General features: G+C 69.0%; 16 protein-coding genes. 11 read left to right on the forward strand and 5 right to left on the reverse strand.

Going from position 1 to position 14,583, the window contains the following annotated elements:
- The first annotated feature begins 6 nt into the window (after window positions 1–6).
- From E0H73_RS04855 to E0H73_RS04895, 9 genes are all read left to right on the forward strand, one after another.
- The gene (locus E0H73_RS04855) at window positions 7–171 is read left to right on the forward strand and encodes a ribbon-helix-helix domain-containing protein (protein WP_131351787.1); all 165 of its coding nucleotides are present in this window, start codon (window positions 7–9) and stop codon (window positions 169–171) included.
- On the forward strand, window positions 168–815 hold the full coding sequence (locus E0H73_RS04860) for a VOC family protein (protein WP_131351789.1): 648 nt from the start codon (window positions 168–170) through the stop codon (window positions 813–815). The genes E0H73_RS04855 and E0H73_RS04860 overlap by 4 nt, the downstream gene beginning before the upstream one ends.
- Window positions 812–1,294 carry a GNAT family N-acetyltransferase gene (locus E0H73_RS04865; protein ID WP_131351791.1) on the forward strand — a complete coding sequence of 161 codons (483 nt, stop codon included), beginning with the start codon at window positions 812–814 and terminating at the stop codon, window positions 1,292–1,294. Before E0H73_RS04860 ends, E0H73_RS04865 begins: the two co-directional genes overlap by 4 nt.
- Before the next feature lie 18 nt (window positions 1,295–1,312).
- Complete coding sequence (locus E0H73_RS04870) at window positions 1,313–2,569, forward strand: MFS transporter (protein ID WP_131351793.1); 1,257 nt, start codon at window positions 1,313–1,315, stop codon at window positions 2,567–2,569.
- 59 nt (window positions 2,570–2,628) lie between these two features.
- On the forward strand, window positions 2,629–3,453 hold the full coding sequence (locus tag E0H73_RS04875; RefSeq protein WP_131351795.1) for a GNAT family N-acetyltransferase: 825 nt from the start codon (window positions 2,629–2,631) through the stop codon (window positions 3,451–3,453).
- A 90-nt stretch (window positions 3,454–3,543) separates the two neighbouring features.
- Window positions 3,544–4,854: a M14 family zinc carboxypeptidase gene (locus E0H73_RS04880; protein ID WP_165555485.1), complete on the forward strand. Its 1,311-nt coding sequence runs from the start codon at window positions 3,544–3,546 to the stop codon at window positions 4,852–4,854.
- Window positions 4,855–5,037: 183 nt separating this feature from the next.
- The gene (locus tag E0H73_RS04885) at window positions 5,038–6,801 is read left to right on the forward strand and encodes a proline--tRNA ligase (protein WP_131351798.1); all 1,764 of its coding nucleotides are present in this window, start codon (window positions 5,038–5,040) and stop codon (window positions 6,799–6,801) included.
- A 55-nt stretch (window positions 6,802–6,856) separates the two neighbouring features.
- The gene (locus E0H73_RS04890; protein ID WP_131351801.1) at window positions 6,857–7,276 is read left to right on the forward strand and encodes an HIT family protein; all 420 of its coding nucleotides are present in this window, start codon (window positions 6,857–6,859) and stop codon (window positions 7,274–7,276) included.
- Window positions 7,277–7,383: 107 nt separating this feature from the next.
- Window positions 7,384–8,751: an FAD-binding oxidoreductase gene (locus tag E0H73_RS04895; RefSeq protein WP_131351804.1), complete on the forward strand. Its 1,368-nt coding sequence runs from the start codon at window positions 7,384–7,386 to the stop codon at window positions 8,749–8,751.
- On the opposite strand, the gene E0H73_RS04900 is transcribed toward E0H73_RS04895, so the two are convergent.
- The 3 genes from E0H73_RS04900 to E0H73_RS04910 are packed head-to-tail and all read right to left on the reverse strand — an operon-like array spanning window position 8,741 to window position 11,191.
- Entirely contained in the window at window positions 8,741–9,979 is a 1,239-nt protein-coding gene (locus E0H73_RS04900) for an RNA polymerase sigma factor (RefSeq protein ID WP_131351807.1), read from the reverse strand. The genes E0H73_RS04895 and E0H73_RS04900 overlap by 11 nt on opposite strands.
- Window positions 9,976–10,368, reverse strand: a complete 393-nt coding sequence (locus E0H73_RS04905; protein WP_131351809.1) for a YciI family protein — start codon at window positions 10,366–10,368, stop codon at window positions 9,976–9,978. Before E0H73_RS04905 ends, E0H73_RS04900 begins: the two co-directional genes overlap by 4 nt.
- Window positions 10,369–10,393: 25 nt before the next feature.
- Window positions 10,394–11,191 (reverse strand): DUF126 domain-containing protein, encoded by a 798-nt coding sequence (locus tag E0H73_RS04910; RefSeq protein WP_131351812.1) that lies wholly within the window; start codon window positions 11,189–11,191, stop codon window positions 10,394–10,396.
- Window positions 11,192–11,309: 118 nt separating this feature from the next.
- Between E0H73_RS04910 and E0H73_RS04915 the strand changes: the two genes are divergently transcribed.
- Window positions 11,310–12,086 (forward strand): sulfite exporter TauE/SafE family protein, encoded by a 777-nt coding sequence (locus tag E0H73_RS04915; RefSeq protein WP_131351815.1) that lies wholly within the window; start codon window positions 11,310–11,312, stop codon window positions 12,084–12,086.
- Between the two features lie 8 nt (window positions 12,087–12,094).
- Here E0H73_RS04915 and E0H73_RS04920 read toward each other — a convergent pair whose 3' ends face one another.
- A complete protein-coding gene (locus tag E0H73_RS04920) occupies window positions 12,095–12,583 on the reverse strand; it encodes a GAF domain-containing protein (RefSeq protein ID WP_131351818.1) in 489 nt (162 codons plus the stop codon).
- A 65-nt stretch (window positions 12,584–12,648) separates the two neighbouring features.
- Between E0H73_RS04920 and E0H73_RS04925 the strand changes: the two genes are divergently transcribed.
- Window positions 12,649–13,416: a class I SAM-dependent methyltransferase gene (locus E0H73_RS04925; protein ID WP_131351821.1), complete on the forward strand. Its 768-nt coding sequence runs from the start codon at window positions 12,649–12,651 to the stop codon at window positions 13,414–13,416.
- Here the strand turns inward: E0H73_RS04925 and E0H73_RS04930 are convergent.
- The gene (locus E0H73_RS04930) at window positions 13,394–14,509 is read right to left on the reverse strand and encodes a cytochrome P450 (RefSeq protein WP_131351824.1); all 1,116 of its coding nucleotides are present in this window, start codon (window positions 14,507–14,509) and stop codon (window positions 13,394–13,396) included. The two genes, E0H73_RS04925 and E0H73_RS04930, sit on opposite strands and share 23 nt — an antisense overlap.
- Window positions 14,510–14,583: the final 74 nt, after the last annotated feature.

Here is a 14,583-nt window from a genome sequence, read left to right on the forward strand (position 1 = left end):
ATAGCCATGAACGATGACGGCGGCAAGAAGGTGCAGTTCAACGTGTACCTGCCGCCCGCGTTGGTCCGCCGGGTGAAGCACAAGGCGATCGACGAGGCGGCAAGCCTGTCCGCACTGGTGGAGCAGGCCCTGACGGAGTACCTGGACAAGCATGGGGAGGCGCGGGGATGACTGGCGTGGTGATCCGGCCGCTGCGGTTCACGAATGACGTGGACGCGATGCGGGCGTTCCTGGAGACTGTGGGCCTGACGGCCCGGATCGAGTCCGAGCGGGGAGGGTGGGCGGTGATGCTCGCGGGGCAGGGGATGATCGCGCTGCACGACGCCGCCACCAGTTCAACCGGTGGCCGGCCGGGGCAGACGGACCTGGTCTTCGAGGCCGAGGACCTCGACGCGCTGAAGGCGACGCTGGACGATGCCGGGTACGCCGACGTGTCGATCTGGGACGAGGCGTATGGCCGGGTCCTGTCGGCGATCGCCCCGAACGGGACGAAGTTGTGGGTCGACGAGCGTAGCGAGGACCTGTACGGCTACCGGCTCAACGAGACGCCACCGGACGAGCGCTGGAGCGTCACGCCGTACCTGACCGACACGGACCAGGCGGGCTGGACGCAGATCCTCGACCTCCTCGGGACTCGGCAGAAGGTGTACTTCGGCCCAGGGGAGAAGGAGGGCGTGCGGATGGATCTGTCGACGAGCGAGGATCTGGCCGCGGTACTGCGACGGCTGACGGACGCCGGTTATCAGGCGACGCGGACCGGCGACACGCTCGAGGTCGTGGATCCGGACGGGCTGCCGATGGTGGTGCACGGATGATCACGGTCCGACGGGCCGAGGTCGGTGACGTCGAGGCGATCCGGCAGATCGGGCTGGTGACCTGGCCGGTCGCGTACGCCGGTCTGGTGTCGGACGAGTTCATCACCGACGGACTCGCGCAGTGGTGGTCGCCGGAGGCGGTCGAGCGCGGCATCCGCAACGGCATCACCCTGGTCGCGGCCGAAGGCGAGCAGTTGATCGGGATCGTCGGCCTCGGCCGTGAGGGCGACTTCTGGGTGATGTGGAAGCTCTACGTCCTGCCGGACCACCAGGGGAAGGGCGTCGGCAAGGCGCTTCTCGACGCGGCCGTCAAGGCCTTGCCGGAGGGTACGCCGGAACTTGTGCTGGACGTCCTGGTCGGCAACGACAAGGCGATCGGCTTCTACCGGGCCAACGGATTCCGCGAGGCACCGAAGACCCCGGACCGCGATCTCGGCGTCGAACTGATGTGGATGAGCCTTGACCTCCAGACGGCTTGAAGTTGCAGAGTGCCGCGCATGACGACGACGATGCCCGACCGGCTGCGGGACGATCCTGACTTCCGGCGGTACTGGCTCGCCCGGGCGCTATCCATCACCGGGTCGATGGTCACCGCGATCGCATTGCCGGTGCTGGTCTACCGGTTGAGTGGCTCGACGGTCCTCACCGCACTGGTGTCCGCGCTCGAAGCAGCGCCGTACCTGGTGACCGGTCTGTTCGCCGGCGCACTCGCCGACCGGTGGAACCGGCGTCGGGTGATGGTCAACTCCGACCTGGTGAACGCAGTGCTGGTCGGCTCGGTCCCGGTCGCGCATCTGCTCGACGTACTGACTGTGGCGCACGTGCTCGTGGTGGCCTTCCTGGTGCAGAGCGTCTACACGTTCTTCGACGGCGCGAACTTCGGTGCCCTGCCAGTGCTCGTCGGCCGGGCCCGAGTGGCGCAGGCGAACTCGGTGGTCTGGACGGCGTCCAGCCTGATCGAGTTGTTCGTCCCACCCCTGGCCGGTCTGTCGCTGGCGGTGCTGAATCCGGCCAGCCTGCTCACCCTCGACGCACTGAGCTTCGTCGGGTCGGCCCTCGCGGTCCGCGGAATCATCCGGGCGATGTCCGTGCAGCGGGACGGACAGCAGCCGCTGCGGACGCGGGTGGTCCTCGCCGACATCGCCGAAGGATTGCGCTACCTGGTCGGGCACGCCGGAGTGCGGACGATGACGATCGTCGGCAGCCTGCAGTCCTTCGCCGGCGGTGGATTCATGGCACTGATGGTGGTGTGGTGCGACCGGGTTCTGCACGTCGGTACGTCGGGACTGCGGTTCGGACTCGTGTGGGGGACCTGGGGGATCGGCGGACTGATCGCAGCGGTCGGACTGCCCCGGCTGCTGAAGCGGATGTCGCCGGCCGCGATCACGCTCTACGCACTGCCGTTCTCGGCCCTGCTCGGGGTCATCACGCCACTGGCGCCGAGCTGGGAGTTGGCCGCGATCGCACTGCTCGTGTGGGGATCGGCGTACGTGCTGGTCATCGTGAACACAGTCTCGTACCGCCAGCAGGTGACGCCGGAGCACTTGCTGGGCCGGGTCAACACGGCCGCCCGGATGCTGTCGTGGGGTGTGGGCTGGACGTTCGGATCGGTGGTCGGCGGTGTGCTGGGCAACCGCTACGGCATCCGGACCTCCATGGTGGTGATGGGATGCTTCATCTTCGTCGCAGTAGCCGTGGCCTGGACGTCGCCACTGCGCCGGATCGCGGCCGGGCACCAGGAGGCAGTGGCCTGAACCGGCCCGCCGACGCCCCGTTGCATGCTGATCGCAGGATCATCCGCTAGGTTCTGCGCGTGGGCGTACGGGTTCTCGGTCCTCGTGACCTCGCGGCGGCGCGCGCCGTGATCGCTCGCGACCCGGTGGTCAACGTGTTCGTGGACAGCCTGGTGCAGGCGTCCGGACTCGATCCACGGCGCGGTGCCGAGGTCTGGGGGTACGTCGAGAAGGGCGGACTCGAGGCACTGTGCCATGCGGGAGGGAACATGGTGCCGGTGGGCGCGGACGACGCGGCACTGCGCGCGTTCGCGGCGTACGCGTTGCGTCGCGGCCGGAACTGCTTCCAGATCCTCGGACCGGCCCGTGAGGTCGAGCAACTCTGGACGGCGCTCGAGCCGCATTGGGGTCCGGCCCGCGAGGTGCGCGACAACCAGCCGTTCATGGTCATCGAGGACCCGCCGCTGATCGCCCCGGATCCGCTGGTCCGCGCGGTCGAACCGGTCGAGCTGCCGATCCTCTACCCGGCCTGCGTGGCGATGTACACCGAGGAGGTCGGCGTACCGCCGCAGACCGGGCCGGACGGGACGTTCTACCGGTCCCGGGTGGCGGAGCTGATCCGGGCGGGGCGTGCGTTCGCGCGGATCGAGGACGGCCGGGTCGTGTTCAAGGCCGAGGTCGGATCGGTCGGGACCGGCGTGTGCCAGATCCAGGGGGTGTGGGTCGATCCGGAGTTCCGCGGCCGCGGACTGGCCGCGCCGGGCATGGCCGCGGTGGTCGAGCTGGCGCGGCAGATCGCGCCGGTGGTGACGCTGTACGTCAACGCGTTCAACGCGCCGGCCCGGGCCGCGTACGAGCGGGTCGGCTTCCGCACCATCGAGACGTTCGCGACGATCTTGTTCTGATACTGCGTGCTCTCCGTGATAGTGCGGTGACCGCGGGTGGGATTGGCTGAGTCTCTACGCCGCCCCGCCCCGCGGAAGGAATCCCACAGCATGCGAAGGCTTGTCGTTGCCCTGTGCAGCCTTGCCCTGGTCCTGGTCTCGCTGACCAGCGTCTCCGCCGCCGCTCCACCCGATCTCTCGTACTACTCGATGCGCCTGCCCACCGGTCTGACGGTCGCCGACCTGATCAAGGACGGGTACGACGTCACGCATGGCACCCGGCCGACGGTCGTAGCGACTCAGGCCGAGGCCGATCGCTTACGCGCACGAGGCGTCGTACTGGGGAAGACCGGGGACGTGTATCACCCGGTACCGCGGTCCGAGCCCGGGGGAGCGACGTACTACGGCGGCTATCACACGGCCGCCGGACACGAGCAGCACGACGCTGCCGTCGCCGCGGCGCACCCCGACCTGGTGAAGCTGTACGACATCGGCGACTCGTGGCTGAAGGCGCAGGGACAGGGTGGGCACGACATCCAGGCCCTGTGCATCACGAAGCTGGCCGCAAGCGACTGTGCGCTGAACAGCACCGGGAAGAAGCCGAAGTTCGTGCTGCACACGCAGATCCACGCGCGCGAACTGGTGACCGGCGAGACGGCGTACCAATGGATCGACCTGCTGGTCTCGTCATATGGCACGGACCCCGAGATCACCCAGCTGATGGACACCCGTGAGCTGTGGGTCGTGCCGATGGCGAATCCGGACGGCGTCGACGTGGTCGCGTCGAACCCGGACCGGCCGATCCTGCAGCGCAAGAACGTCGACGACAGCGCCGGCGGTTGTCCCGCGTCCGATGCCGGCGTGGACCTGAACCGCAACTCGTCGTTCCAGTGGAACGTCAACGAGGGCGGGCCGTGCGACGAGACGTACCCGGGTGCGAAGGCGCTGTCGGAGCCGGAGACGATGGCGATCCAGGGTCTGCTCGACAAGCTCTTCGCCGACACCAAGGGCGACATCGACGACCCGGCCGCCGCGAGTACGACCGGTGTCTTCCTCACCCTGCACAGCTTCGGCAACGACATCCTGGCGCCGTGGGGCTACACCAACAACGACGCGCCGAACAAGGCCGCTTTGGTTGCCCTGGGCAAGAAGATGGGTGCGCTGACCGGCTATCCGGTGTCGACCGGCGACGGCGGGGTCGGATACTTCGCGCCGGGGGCGACGGACGACTGGTTGTACGGCACCCGTGGCGTCCCGTCGTACACGTTCGAGATCGGGCCGGACGGCGGCTCGTGCGGCGGCTTCCTGCCGGCGTACTCGTGCATGACGTCGATGTTCTGGCCGACGCTGAAACCAGCCTTGCTGTACGCCGCCCAGGCCGCCGCAACGCCATACGGCAAACTCCCGATTACCGTCGGCTAGTCCCGGAGATTTACGACCCGGAGGCCTGATCGAGGGAGCTCCCGCAGGCGACCATCCGGCCCCGGGTGGTCGCCGCCAGCCCCAAACCTGTGGATAACGTGGTGGGAGCACTGTCCCGGGGCGGATATCCTCTGTGACGTCCGTTGTTCCATTCGTCCCTTCGTAGTGCTTTTGGAGACTCCCGTGATTCTGCGTATGTCGTCGATGTTCCTCCGCACCCTTCGCGAGGACCCGGCGGACGCGGAGGTCCCGAGCCACAAGCTGCTCGTCCGCGCCGGGTACATCCGGCGGACCGCGCCCGGCATCTACACCTGGCTCCCGCTGGGGCTGCGAGTGCTGCGCAACGTCGAACGGATCGTGCGCGAGGAGATGGACGCGATCGGCGCCCAGGAGCTGGTGTTCCCGGCGCTGCTGCCCCGCGAGCCCTACGAGGCGACCGGCCGCTGGACCGAGTACGGGCCGAACATCTTCCGGCTGAAGGACCGCAAGGGCGCCGACATGCTGCTCGGGCCGACGCACGAGGAGATGTTCACGCTGGTCGTGAAGGAGCTCTACTCGTCGTACAAGGATCTCCCGCTGTCGATCTACCAGATCCAGAACAAGTACCGCGACGAGGCGCGGCCGCGGGCCGGGGTGCTGCGCGGGCGCGAGTTCGTGATGAAGGACTCCTACTCCTTCGACATCGACGACGACGGTCTCGCCGCGTCGTACGAGCTGCACCGCAAGGCGTACATCAACATCTTCGACCGGCTCGGCTTCGACTACGTGATCGTCAAGGCGATGTCCGGTGCGATGGGCGGATCGCGGTCGGAGGAGTTCCTTGCGATCGCGGAGAACGGCGAGGACACCTTCGTGCGCTCGCCCGGTGGGTACGCCGCCAACGTCGAGGCGGTCGTGGTCCCGCAGGCCGAGGCCGTGGACGCGTCGGCGGTGCCGGCGGCCGAGGTGGTCGACACTCCGGACACGCCCACCATCGACACGCTCGTCGACGCGATGAACGCGAAGCACGCCCGCAGCGACGGCCGGGCCTGGACCGCCGCGGACACGCTGAAGAACGTGCTCGTCATGCTCGTGCACCCCGACGGATCCCGTGAGCCGTTGGCCATCGGCGTGCCCGGCGACCGCGCGATCGACGAGAAGCGGCTCGGCGCGCAACTCGAGCCCGCCGAGGTGGTCGCCTTCGAGGAGTCCGACTTCGAGAAGCACCCCTCGCTGGCGAAGGGCTACATCGGTCCTGGCGTGCTCGGTGCGGAGAACACGTCCGGCATCCGCTACCTGCTCGACCCCCGGATCGCCGAGGGATCGGCGTGGGTGACGGGTGCGGACAAGCCCGGCTTCCACGTCATGGACCTGGTGCACGGCCGCGACTTCACCGCCGACGGCACGATCCAGGCCGCCGAGGTGCGCGACGGTGACCCGGCGCCCGACGGTTCGGGTCCGCTGGAGTCGGCGCGCGGGATCGAGATGGGCCACATCTTCCAGCTCGGCCGCAAGTACGCCGAGGCGCTGGACCTGAAGGTGCTGGACCAGAACGGCAAGCTCGTCACCGTGACGATGGGGTCGTACGGTGTCGGCGTGACCCGCGCGGTGGCCGCTATCGCCGAGGGCAACCACGACGAGCTCGGACTGGTCTGGCCGCGCGAGATCGCTCCCGCCGACGTCCACCTCGTTGCCACCGGCAAGGATTCCGAGGTGTTCACGAAGGCGGCCGAGATCGCCGCCGAGCTGGAGTCCCGCGGTCTGTCGGTGATGTACGACGACCGCGAGAAGGTGTCGCCGGGCGTGAAGTTCAAGGACGCCGAGCTGATCGGCATCCCGACGATCGCCGTGGTGGGCAAGGGTCTCGTGGACGGCACCATCGAGGTCAAGGACCGCCGTACGGGCGAGCGCGCCGACATCCCGGTCGCCGAGGTCGTCGACCACCTGGTCGCCACTGTCCGCAGCTGATCGGTCGCCGGCTTCGCTCCCCAGGAGTGAGGCCGGCGTGCTTCCTGGGGGATCCATGGACGACTCGTGTGTGTTCTGCGGCATCGTGGCCGGCCGGCTGCCGGCGCGGTTCGTGTACCAGGACGAGCACGCCTGCGCGTTCCTGGACATCCGGCCTCTGCGGGCCGGGCACACGCTCGTCGTCCCTCGCCGGCATGTTCCTGATCTGAGCGCCGAGGGCGCCCCCGATGCGATGGCCGCGATCGGGCAGGCTCTGCAAGCGACCACCCGGATTCTCTTGAAGCACCTGCCTGCAGATGGGGTCAGTGTCCTCCAGGCGAACGGTGCGGCGGCGGGCCAGGAGGTCTTCCACCTGCACTTCCACCTCGTGCCCCGGCAGCGCGGCGACCGTCCGCTGAACGACTGGACCGCGGACGACGACGCCCGGCACCACCTCGACGAGCTCCACCTGCAACTCGTCGGCTCCGAGGATTGAGAGTCGCCCGAACATTCTTTGCTGATCGATGTCGAGGAACGAAGGTTCGCTCCGATCCCTGGAGGAGACGCCCACGAGGGGTGTCTGTGATCCACGAGGGGCGAACGATGACGAATACTCCTGCGGTTCGGGTGACGCGCGGGATCGAGACCCTGCGGGCCGCGGTGACCGGCGAAGTCCTGACCGAAGCCGATACCGGCTACCAGACCGCGAATAGCACACTCACCAGACAAGGGCGGCCGGCGGTGGTCGTCCGGTGCGCAAGCGCCGCCGACGCCGCGGCCGCGCTTGAGTACGCCGAGGCCAACGACCTCGCGGTAGCGGTGCGGAGCGGCGGCCACCACATGGCCGGGTTCGGCACCAACGAAGGCGGTGTCGTGATCGACGTCCGGCCGTTGGACGACGTTGTACTCCTGTCGGAGGGACCTGGCGAGAGGGCCACGTTCCGGATCGGCACCGGCGCGACCTGGGGCACGGTCGCGGCGTACCTGGCGAAGACCGGCCACGCGATCTCGTCCGGCGACACGGCCGGCGTCGGAGTCGGCGGGCTGATGGCCGGTGGCGGCATCGGCTGGATGGTACGTCGGCATGGCCTGGCCATCGACAGCGTCCAGTCAGCCGAGGTGGTGACCGCGGACGGTTCGGTCCGCCGTGTTGACGCGACCCACGAGCCGGAGTTGTTCTGGGGCCTGCTCGGCGCGGCCGGGGGTCTCGGCGTGGTGACTTCCTACGACATCAGCGCCGTACATCAGCCGACGGTGCTCTTCGGCAGCCTGCTGTTTCCGTGGACGCAGGCGGATCAGGTGCTGTCCGGCTGGGCGGACCACATGGCCGTCGCACCGGAAGAACTGACGGCGTCGGTCCAACTGCCGCCGACGATGGTCGCGGACCGCCAGGCTCCGATCGCCATCAAGGTGTGCGTCGCCGGCGAGGCGGCCGGGCGTGAGGAGATCCTGGCTCCGTTGCGAAGCCTCGGGACAGTGCTGACCGACACGGTGACGGAGGTGCCGTACGCGCAGGTGCTGGCGGACGAGCCGATGCCTCCGGGCTGGACTCCGCGCAACCGCAACGGGCTGTTCGACGCGTGGTCGCCGGACCTGGGCGAGCGCTTGGCCGACGCCCGACTGCAGTTGCCGGCAATGGCGGTGGAGGTCCGGGCGCTCGGTGGTGAGTTCGGACGGGTCGCTCGTGACGCCAACGCGTTCGCTCATCGCGACGCGCGGTTCATGGTCAACGCCGTACTGATCGGATCGACCGAGCTGCACGGAGACCAGATCGAGGGGTTCGAGGGGCTCTGGAGCGAACTGCTGCCGGAGGGCGCGTATCTGAACTTCCTGTCCGACCCGACGGCGGCCGACCTCGACCTTTGCTACCCGGGACCGCATCGAGCCCGGCTCGCGGCGCTGAAGCAGACGGTCGATCCGGCCGACGTCTTCCGCACCACCCTGACCGTGCCCCCGGCCGTCAGAGGGTGAGGCGGGTGATGCGCTCGCGGAGATAGTTCTGCTCCGCGGTGTTGCGGGTGCGGTCGAGTGCGGCCAGATAGTGCCCACGGGCCAGATCTGGCCGCCCCGCAAGCTCCTGGAGATGTGCGAGCACCGACAGCCGACGGTGGTGGTCACCGAGGTACCGGTCGCCGGCAAGGCCTTCGACGAGGTCGATCCCTGCCTGCGGCCCCTCGGTCATCGCCACCGCGACCGCGGAGCCGAGCGTCACCATCGGGCCTGGATCGACCTCGGCGAGGATCCGGTACAGGCCGGCGATCTGCTCCCAGTCGGTGGTCTCGACGGAGTCGGCCTCACTGTGTACGGCGGCGATCGCCGCCTCGAGCTGATACGGGCCGACAGGTCCCGAGGCCAGCGCCGCCTCGACGAGCGCCGTGCCCTCGGCAATCTCGTCCGCGTGCCAGCGGGAACGGTCCTGCCGGTCGGCCGGGACGAGGTCACCGCCAGAACCGGTCCGGGCGTCACGCCGTGCGTGCGTGAGGATCATCAGTGCCAGCAGGCCAGTCACCTCATCGGCGTCGGGAGCGGCCCGGCGCAGCATGCGCGTGATCCGGAGTGCCTCCGCCGCCAGGTCCAACCGCTGCAGGTCGTCGCCGGCGCTCGCGGTGTGCCCCTCGTTGAAGATCAGGTAGAGCACATGCAGTACGGCGCGCAGACGTTCGTCGTACTCCGGCCCGCTGGGCAGCTCGAAGCGCGCGCCGGAATCCTTGATCGTTCGCTTGGCCCGGCTGATCCGCTGCGCCACGATCGTCTCGCCGACCAGCAGCGCGGCCGCCACCTCGGCCGTGGTCAGGCCGCCGACCGACCGCAGCGTCAACGCAATCTGCGACGCCGGCGTCAGCGCCGGGTGGCAGCACAGCACGAGCAGCCGCAGCGTGTCGTCGGTGTCCTGGACGTGGTCCTCCTCCACCAACGGCGTACGCAGATGGTCGTTGACCTCGCGCTGCCGCCGGGCGTTGTCCCGCCGCCAGCCGTCCATCAGCCGCCGGGTCGCGACGCTGACCAGCCATCCGACCGGTTTCTCCGGTACGCCGTTCGCCCGCCACTGGACGAACGCCTCGAGCAGCGCCTCCTGAACGGCGTCCTCGCACTGGTCGAACGTCCCGTAGCGCCGGAGCAGCGCGGCCAGTGCTTTCGGTGCGCCGGCGCGGATCGCGGACTCGAGGTCTACCTCGGCAGCGTTGTGCGTGGAGCTCACCGCTCCCGGGACAGCGCGGCGAGAGCCTCGTCGTCGAGCTCCCGCACCGGGCGGACCTCGATCGGCAGCAGGGCCGCGAACGGTATGCCGGCCGCGATCTCGAGTGCCCGGTCCATCGACGCGCACTCGACCATGAGCGCTCCGGCGAGGAACTCCTTGGTCTCCAGGAACGGCCGGTCCGAGATCACCGGCGTCCCCGCCGTCACCTTGACTGACTTGGTCTCCGACGGTGGCTCGAGAGCGAGGATCGTCAGGAGTTCCCCGTTCTCCCGCAGCTCACGCACCTGGTCGAGGAGGAAGTCGCGACCCCCGATCAGCTCGAGCCTCTTCTCGGGGCTGAGCCCGTCCAGTGCTTCGGGGTTGTTGTGGATCAGCAGCAAGAACTTCACGCCGCCATTGTCCCGCGCCGACCGGTCACGGCCGTACCCAGACCGTCCAGCGTTCGAGGCGGAGGTAGCCGAGGCGCTGGTACACGGGCTGGCCGTTGTCGGACGCGATCAGTACGGCGGGCTGGTCGTGGTGCTTGGTCGCGGCCCAGGTGATGCCCGCACCGGCGCCACGACCGCGGGCAGCCGGCATCACCGCGACGTTCTCGACGATCGTGACACCCGCGGCACTGTGCGCCGTCGACGTCGCGAGCGGTACCTCGCCGTCATACCCGACCCAGACCGTGGATCCCTCGAGGAACGACGCGTCGTACATGCACCCGGCCCGGACCGGTTGCAGCTCGGGGAGCGGGTAGCCCTCGATCAGCACGCGCTCGGCTTCGGCGAGTCCGGCGGCGTCGGTGACCTGGCGGATGTCGACGTCCGTGGTCGGCGGGATGATCTCGGTCATCGGGAGGTGGACCATCAGCGGCGGGTGGCCGGCGAGGGCGAGGCCGTGCTCGCGCAGGTCGCGGGTGGGCCACGGGCTGACGAACAGGTACGGCACGTTGTTCGGCAGCTCCCGGGCCGCCTCGAGGATCACCTCGGCCGGATCGACCGGCTGCTTCTGGATGACCCAGTTCGTCATCGGGCCGCTGTCGCCGAGGACGCTGCCGGCCCAGCTGTCGCCGTCGTACCAGGGCTTGCCCGCTCGCCGAGCGGCGTCGGTCGCCCACGAAGCGTGCGCGAGCACAGCCTGCCGGACGAGCGAGTCGGCGGGAGCGAGGTCCGGCTCCCAGCCGGTGGCGAGCGCTTCGCCTTCGGGCGGCAGGATCGAGGACGCCATCCGCCTACTCTGGCACCGCCGCAGTGGTTTGTCTCTCACTCCCCGCGGTAAGGGTTGAGCGGCACAACGCCCTTACCTGATCATCGGTCCGTGAAGCTCTTCCGCCCGCGGTGGCGCCGTGCCTGACGTTTCGTTGTGGACCCTGGTCTTCCTGGTGATCGCCGCCTTCTCGGCCGGCTGGATCGACGCGGTGGTCGGGGGCGGTGGACTGCTGCAACTGCCCGCGATGCTGCTCGGCCTGCCGAACGCGTCACCCGCGCAGATCCTGTCGACCAACAAGATCTCGTCGTTGTGCGGTACGGCGACCAGCGCGGTGACGTTCGGCGTGAAGGTGCGGCCCGATCGCCGGACCGTCTTGCCGCTCGCCGTCCTCGCCGGTCTGGGCTCGGCGGCCGGAGCGTTGGTCGCGACGAAGATCCCGATGTCCTGGTTCAAGCCGATCGTGCTGGTGCTGCTGGTCGGCGTCGCCGTCTACACCGCGATGAAGCCGTCACTCGGAGCGCGTACGGCGTTGCGCTTCGACGGCCGCGACCACTACCTCGCGGCGAGCGGCGTCGGCGTACTGATCGGCTTCTACGACGGCGCGGTCGGGCCGGGCACCGGATCGTTCCTGATCTTCGCGCTGGTCGGCTTCCTCGGCTACAACTTCCTCCAGGCCAGCGCCAAGGCCAAGATCGCGAACGTCGCCACGAACCTCGGCGCGATCATCATCTTCGCGCTGCACGGCGCACCGCTGTGGCAACTCGGCCTGATCATGGGCGCCGCGAACATGCTCGGCGGTCTCCTCGGCGCCCGCACCGCGGTCGCCCGCGGCAGTCGCTTCGTCCGCGTGATCTTCCTGGTCGTCGTCGCAGCCCTGATCCTGCGCCTGACGTACGACGTCTTCCTCGGCTGACGACAGCGTCAGTGCTTGCTGAACGTCGGCGCCCAGGGAGCGTCGTCCAAGCCGATGCGATGGATCGCCTTCGCGGCGTGATCGGCCAGGGTCTGCAGGCCGTCGATCTGCTCCGGCGAGGCGTGATAGCGCCGCGACCAGTAGGCGCCAATCGCCGCCACCGGAGTGGGGGAGCCGACCGGGACCATCACGAGGCTGCGGACGAAGGTCGGGGTGTACGCCTCCAGCGGGATGCGTTCGTCGACGGCGATGTCGGGAACGACCGCGATCTCGTCGTGCAGCATCGCCCAGCCGCTGACGCAGGAAGTGATCGGGAAGCGCTGGCCCTTCCACAGCGGCGCGATCGCGTCCTCGTCGGCGTAGAAGCACCGGTCGTGCTCGCGCAGTACGAAGGTCGCACCCTGGGAGCCGCTGCGTCGCCGGGCCTCGAGCCGGACCACATCCCCGACCTCGACGAGAGTCTCGGCCGCGTCGAGATCGGCCATCGGATCCGTCATGGCCTCATTGTGCGACGCCGCCGCTGTCCCGCACCAGCGATCCCCGCAAGGCATAGGGTCGAACCATGGTGGACTACGACGGTCGTTTGAGCAGCGTGTACACCGCCGGGCGCGGGATGTCACCAAGCGAGGTGCAGCGGTGGACCGCCGCCATCGCGGCGTACATGCCGGAGGAGCGGCCGCTGACATTCCTCGACCTGGGTAGCGGGACCGGCCGGCTCTCTCCAGGACTTGCCGACGTGTTCCATGGACCCGTGTACGGCGTGGAGCCGTCGGACCGAATGCGGGAGATCGCCACGGAGACGGCCGCCCACCCGGCCATCACCTACCTCAAGGGCGGCGCGGAGGACATTCCGTTGCCTGAGGCATCGGTTGACGGGGTGCTGATGTTCCTGTCCTTCCACCACTACCGCGACCAGCAGAAGGCGCTCACCGAGGTCCACCGCGTACTCAAGCCCGGGGGAGTGGCGTTCCTGCGCAGCCAGTTCTCCGACCAGATGCCGGATCTGTTCTGGTACGACTACTTCCCGTCCGCCCGCGAGGTCGACGCCGCGATGTACCGGTCCGTCGCCGAGGCCGCGACCATGGCCCGCGCCGCCGGGCTGCTCGCCGCCGACGACCCGGTCTGGGTCAGCACCGAGAACCCTCGTACCCTCCGGGAGAGCTACGAGCGCGTGAGTCTGCGGGCGTTGTCGACGTTCGAGCATCTGCCGCAGGAGGAGCTCGATCCCGGTTTCGAACGCTTCGCAGCCGACGCGGAGCGCGATCCGGACCGGCTGATGCCGGTCTATCCGGCCGCGATGCTCGTGCTCAGGCGTCCCACCACACCTTGACGGCCGACGGCTTGCGGAAGACCAGACCGCGCGGCGGTGGCGATGACGGATCGAGGCGCAGGCCGGGCAGCCGCAGCAGCGCGTCGAGTGCTGTGAGCGCCTCGAGCCGGGTCAGGTGCATGCCCAAGCAGATGTGTGGGCCGCTGGCGAAGGCCAGATGGCGACGGGCGTTGGGACGGCGTACGTCGAACTCGTCGGGCGACGGGAACACGGCAGGATCGCGGCCCGCGCCGGCCAGCGACACCGTGACCAGGTCGCCTCGGCGAATCGGTGCGCCGGCCAGAGTGACGTCGCGGGTGGCGTAGCGGTCGACCACGGCGGCGGCTGGTTCGAGGCGGAGTGACTCCTCCATCGCGTTGGGCAGGAGCGACGGGTCGGCGCGGACGAGGGCGAGTTGGTCGGGGTGGGTCAGCAGATGCCACAGCGCGTTGGTGATCATGCCTTCGGTGGTCTCGATCCCGCCGAACATCAGGACCGCCGCATTCGCGACCACGTCGTCCACGCCGATCCCGGCGCGGGCCGCGGCCGCGATCAGGGAGTCGGTCGACTCGATGCCTGAGGCAACGTGTGCGTGCAGCAGCGCGAATGCCTCGGCACCCTCCGGAGTCACCTGGCGTCCGGCCGAGACGCCCGTGACCGAGTCGGAGATCGCGGCGTACCAGTCCAGCACCGTCGAGGCCGAGGCAGGCGGCAGGCCGAGCGAGTAGGCCACCACCGCTACTGACAACGGGCCGGCCACGGTACGGCGCAGATCCGCAGACGGCGGCTCGAGAACCCCGACCAACTCGTCCACGGTCTGCTGGACGACGTCGGTGAACCGCCGTCGGGTCTCCGCGAGCCCGAACGGTGACTCGAACGGATCCCGATGTGCCTTGTGGGCCGCACCATCCAGGGACAGCATCGATGGCCCCACCACCTGGGCGGTCGAGAACCGTGGATCGTCCACGGTGAACGTGTCCGGATCGCGCATCACCGCCATCGCCAGGTCGCGGCTCGCGACTACCCAACTGTCGAGAGCATCGACCCATCCCACCGGCCGCAGCGCCGCCAGGGCCGGATGTGGATCGGTTTCGAGCTCCTCCAGCGTGACCATTCAGCCACCCTAGATCGATGAAACCAGTAGGTAGACTGGTATTGCTGCGACAGATCGAAATCAAACGACTCAGC

It is taken from the genome of Kribbella pittospori, assembly GCF_004331465.1.
GTDB classification, from domain to species: Bacteria; Actinomycetota; Actinomycetes; order Propionibacteriales; family Kribbellaceae; genus Kribbella; species Kribbella pittospori.

Excerpts from the sequence above, each read along its gene's own strand:
- E0H73_RS04855 (WP_131351787.1), top strand. The coding sequence starts at position 7 with ATGAACGATGACGGCGGCAAGAAGGTGCAGTTCAACGTGTACCTGCCG.
- E0H73_RS04860 (WP_131351789.1), top strand. The coding sequence starts at position 168 with ATGACTGGCGTGGTGATCCGGCCGCTGCGGTTCACGAATGACGTGGAC.
- E0H73_RS04865 (WP_131351791.1), top strand. The coding sequence starts at position 812 with ATGATCACGGTCCGACGGGCCGAGGTCGGTGACGTCGAGGCGATCCGG.
- E0H73_RS04870 (WP_131351793.1), top strand. The coding sequence starts at position 1,313 with ATGACGACGACGATGCCCGACCGGCTGCGGGACGATCCTGACTTCCGG.
- E0H73_RS04880 (WP_165555485.1), top strand. The coding sequence starts at position 3,544 with ATGCGAAGGCTTGTCGTTGCCCTGTGCAGCCTTGCCCTGGTCCTGGTC.
- E0H73_RS04890 (WP_131351801.1), top strand. The coding sequence starts at position 6,857 with ATGGACGACTCGTGTGTGTTCTGCGGCATCGTGGCCGGCCGGCTGCCG.
- E0H73_RS04895 (WP_131351804.1), top strand. The coding sequence starts at position 7,384 with ATGACGAATACTCCTGCGGTTCGGGTGACGCGCGGGATCGAGACCCTG.
- E0H73_RS04910 (WP_131351812.1), bottom strand. The coding sequence starts at position 11,191 with ATGGCGTCCTCGATCCTGCCGCCCGAAGGCGAAGCGCTCGCCACCGGC.
- E0H73_RS04920 (WP_131351818.1), bottom strand. The coding sequence starts at position 12,583 with ATGACGGATCCGATGGCCGATCTCGACGCGGCCGAGACTCTCGTCGAG.
- E0H73_RS04925 (WP_131351821.1), top strand. The coding sequence starts at position 12,649 with ATGGTGGACTACGACGGTCGTTTGAGCAGCGTGTACACCGCCGGGCGC.
- E0H73_RS04930 (WP_131351824.1), bottom strand. The coding sequence starts at position 14,509 with ATGGTCACGCTGGAGGAGCTCGAAACCGATCCACATCCGGCCCTGGCG.